Annotated in this window: 4 protein-coding genes; 1 reads left to right on the forward strand and 3 read right to left on the reverse strand. The window is 66.7% G+C overall.

The window, feature by feature from the left end:
• Positions 1 to 146 precede the first annotated feature (146 nt).
• From ACTHNC_RS18330 to glgA, 3 genes are all read right to left on the reverse strand, one after another.
• The gene (locus ACTHNC_RS18330) at positions 147 to 398 is read right to left on the reverse strand and encodes a type B 50S ribosomal protein L31 (protein WP_440296071.1); all 252 of its coding nucleotides are present in this window, start codon (positions 396 to 398) and stop codon (positions 147 to 149) included.
• A 157-nt stretch (positions 399 to 555) separates the two neighbouring features.
• Complete coding sequence (locus ACTHNC_RS18335; RefSeq protein WP_440296072.1) at positions 556 to 1,374, reverse strand: ABC transporter ATP-binding protein; 819 nt, start codon at positions 1,372 to 1,374, stop codon at positions 556 to 558.
• A 115-nt stretch (positions 1,375 to 1,489) separates the two neighbouring features.
• Positions 1,490 to 2,677, reverse strand: a complete 1,188-nt coding sequence (glgA, locus tag ACTHNC_RS18340) for a glycogen synthase (protein WP_440296073.1) — start codon at positions 2,675 to 2,677, stop codon at positions 1,490 to 1,492.
• Between the two features lie 109 nt (positions 2,678 to 2,786).
• On the opposite strand from glgA, the gene ACTHNC_RS18345 reads away from it, so the two are divergent.
• On the forward strand, positions 2,787 to 3,279 hold a 493-nt coding region (locus ACTHNC_RS18345), incomplete at its 3' end, for a sugar phosphate nucleotidyltransferase (RefSeq protein ID WP_440296074.1).

Consider the following 3,279-nt stretch of genomic DNA (forward strand, 5'->3'; position numbering starts at 1 on the left):
GTCGCCCCCGTTCTACAGGGGAAAGCAGCCAAACCTACACACCGCGGGCCGCTTCGTTAATTTAACCCAGCCATAAAATAATTTCGCAATTTACAACCGACGACAAGAGGGCGCCCGATCGATCGCCCGCCCTCTTCTCGTCGGTTCTACTTGCCGAAGTTCTTGAAGCGCTGGTTGAACTTCTCGACGCGGCCGGCGCTGTCGAGGATGCGCTGCTTGCCCGTGTAGAACGGGTGCGACGCGCTGGAGATCTCGACGTCGATCACGGGGTACGTGTTGCCGTCCTCCCACTCGATCGTCTTCTCGCTCGTGACCGTCGAACGGGTCAGGAACGTGGCGCCGGAAGCGAGGTCACGGAAGACCACCGGCGCGTAATCGGGGTGAATGTCAGACTTCATCAGGACTTCCTCGAATGCTTGGGGATCGGAACTCGACGCGCACCGCGGAAGGGGCGCGAAAGCTGGATGGGCCTGGACGAGCATCCACGGCCAACGAGCAAGTTTAGCAGAGACGAGACGCTTCCCCGGACCTGGGCCGGTTGCGCGCCGGACCCTGCTACTCGTTCGCTCCGGGCTCGTCCGCAGGCGCGGTGCGCGCACGGGCCGTGTAGCGGCCGCGGTCCGAAGAGACCTCGATCGGCAGTCCGAACGTCTCGCTGAGCTTCTCCGCGGTGAGCGTCTCGTCCAGGGGTCCGGCCGCGACGACCTTGCCCGCCTTCAGCAGCAGCACGTGCGTGAACCCTGTCGGGATCTCCTCCGCATGGTGCGTCACCATGATCATCGCGGGCGACCGCGAGTCGCTGGCATATCCGCCCAGCAGCGTCACGAGCTCTTCGCGCGAGCCGAGGTCGAGGCTGGCGGCCGGCTCGTCGAGGATCAGTAGCTCGGGATCGGTCATCACCGAACGGGCGATCTGCACACGCTTCTGCTCGCCGTCGCTAAGCGTGCCGAACGCCCTGTCGGTCAGCGACTCGAGCTTCCATTCGGCCAGCACACGCCGCGCACGACGTGTGTCGATCTCTTCGTACTCCTCGTTCCAGCGCCCGGTCACCGAGTACGCGGCGGTGAGCACGACGTCGAGCACTGTTTCGCGCTTCGGGATGCGCTTCGCCAGCGCACTCGACGCGTAGCCGATGCGCGGCTTCAGCTCGGCGAGGTCGGCCTTGCCGAGCTCCTCGTCGAGCACATCGACCGTGCCGGAGGTGGGATGCGACGCCGCGGCCGCCAACTGCACGAGCGTCGTCTTTCCTGCGCCGTTCGGACCCAGGATGACCCATCTCTGGTCCGCGGTGACCGTCCAGTCCACCTGGTCCAGGATCGCGTTCCCGTCGCGCACGACAGACACGGAGTTGAACGAGAGGACGGTGTTCGACATGGCCTCTAGCCTAGAGGCGATTGAGGGTCTGCCGGGCGAGCTTGCTCGCATGGCAGGCCCGATTGAGTCTTTGAGCGGCAACGCCGCGATAGGGTGTCTCTCCCACGGGGTCGCGTCACTGCACGGCGAGACGGCGGTACAGGTCGAGCGTCTGCTCCGCGATCGCGGGCCAACCGAACTGGGTCTGGGCGCGCAGTCGTCCGGCGCTCCCCTGCTCGCGGGCGCGATCCCGGTCCGACACCGTCTCCGTGAGGGTCTCAGCGAGGTCGGCCACGAATCGGTCGGGATCCAGCGGCGTCCCCGTGCCGTCGGTGGCCTGGTCGATCGGCACCAGGCGCCCGGTCACACCGTTCTCCACCACCTCAGGGATACCGCCGGTCGCCGTCGCCACCACCGGGAGCCCGCACGCCATCGCCTCGAGGTTGACGATTCCGAGCGGTTCGTAGATCGAGGGACAGACGAAGACCGTGGCGGCGCTGAGCACGGCGGAGAGCTCGTTCTGTGCGAGCATCCGGTCGATCCACACGACACCGTCGCGCGAACCCTGCAGTTCGCGCACGAGCCCCTCGACCTCGGCCATGATCTCGGCCGTGTCGGGAGCCCCGGCACACAGCACCAGCTGCACCTCGGGCGGCAGAGCGGCGGCGGCGCGCAGGAAATACGGCAGCCCTTTCTGGCGGGTGATGCGGCCGACGAAGATCACGGTGGGCCGGTCGGGATTCACGCCGAGCGAGCGCACCAGATCCGGCTCGTCGACGATGCGCCATTTGTCCAGGTCGATGCCGTTGTAGATCACGTGCGTGCGAGCAGGGTCGACGTCGGGGTACACGCGAAGGATGTCGCGTCGCATGCCCTCGCTCACCGCGATAACGGCATCCGCCGTCGCGTACGCCTCACGCTCGACCCAACTGGAGATGCGGTACCCGCCGCCCAGCTGCTCGGCCTTCCATGGACGCAGCGGCTCCAGGCTGTGTGCTGTGACGACGTGCGGGATGCCGTGCAGCATGCTCGCCAGCCGCCCGCCGTGATTCGCGTACCAGGTGTGCGAGTGCACGAGGTTGGCGCCGGCGGCATCCTGCGCGAACTGCAGATCGACGCCCAGCGTGCCGAGCGCCGCGTTGGCTCCTGCGAGCTCCTCGGGAACGCGGTATCCGGTCGTGTCCACCTCGTCGCGTGGGCCGCCGAAGCAGCGCACCTGCACCTCGATCGATCTCCGCAGCGCACGTACCAGTTCGGTGACATGCACCCCGGCGCCTCCATAGATGTCGGGCGGATATTCCCGGGTCAAGAGGTCCACGCGCATGTCGTCGACGGTAGCGCGAGTCATGGCGTAGCGCACCCATTCGACGAGGCAACGCGCCTAAAGCGGCGCCCCTCACGGTTCCCCACCGACGTCGGTCTAGTGTTGTGACATGACGGGCAAGAAGATCTTCGGCATTGTGCTGGCGGGAGGCGAAGGCAAGCGCCTGATGCCGTTGACGGCGGACCGGGCCAAGCCCGCCGTTCCGTTCGGCGGCCAGTATCGGTTGATCGATTTCGCGCTGTCGAACCTCATCAATTCGGGGCTGAGACAGATCGTCGTGCTCACCCAGTACAAGTCGCACAGCCTGGACCGCCACGTGTCGCAGACCTGGCGCATGTCTGGACTGCTCGGCTCCTACATCGCCTCGGTGCCCGCTCAGCAGCGACTCGGCAAGCGCTGGTTCTCGGGTTCGGCCGACGCCATCCTGCAGAGCCTGAACCTGATCAGAGACGAGAAGCCCGACATCGTGGTCGTGGGGGGGGGCGCCCCCCAGGTGCCCCAAGACATAGGGGAAAAAGATGGTGACCCCAACAACGCCGGCGCCGGGGCCCCCCGCGCCCCCCCCCCCCACCCCCAAAACCAGGGCCACCACAAGAGGGGGG

It is taken from the genome of Humibacter sp. (assembly GCF_051954055.1).
Classification (GTDB): Bacteria; Actinomycetota; Actinomycetes; order Actinomycetales; family Microbacteriaceae; genus Humibacter.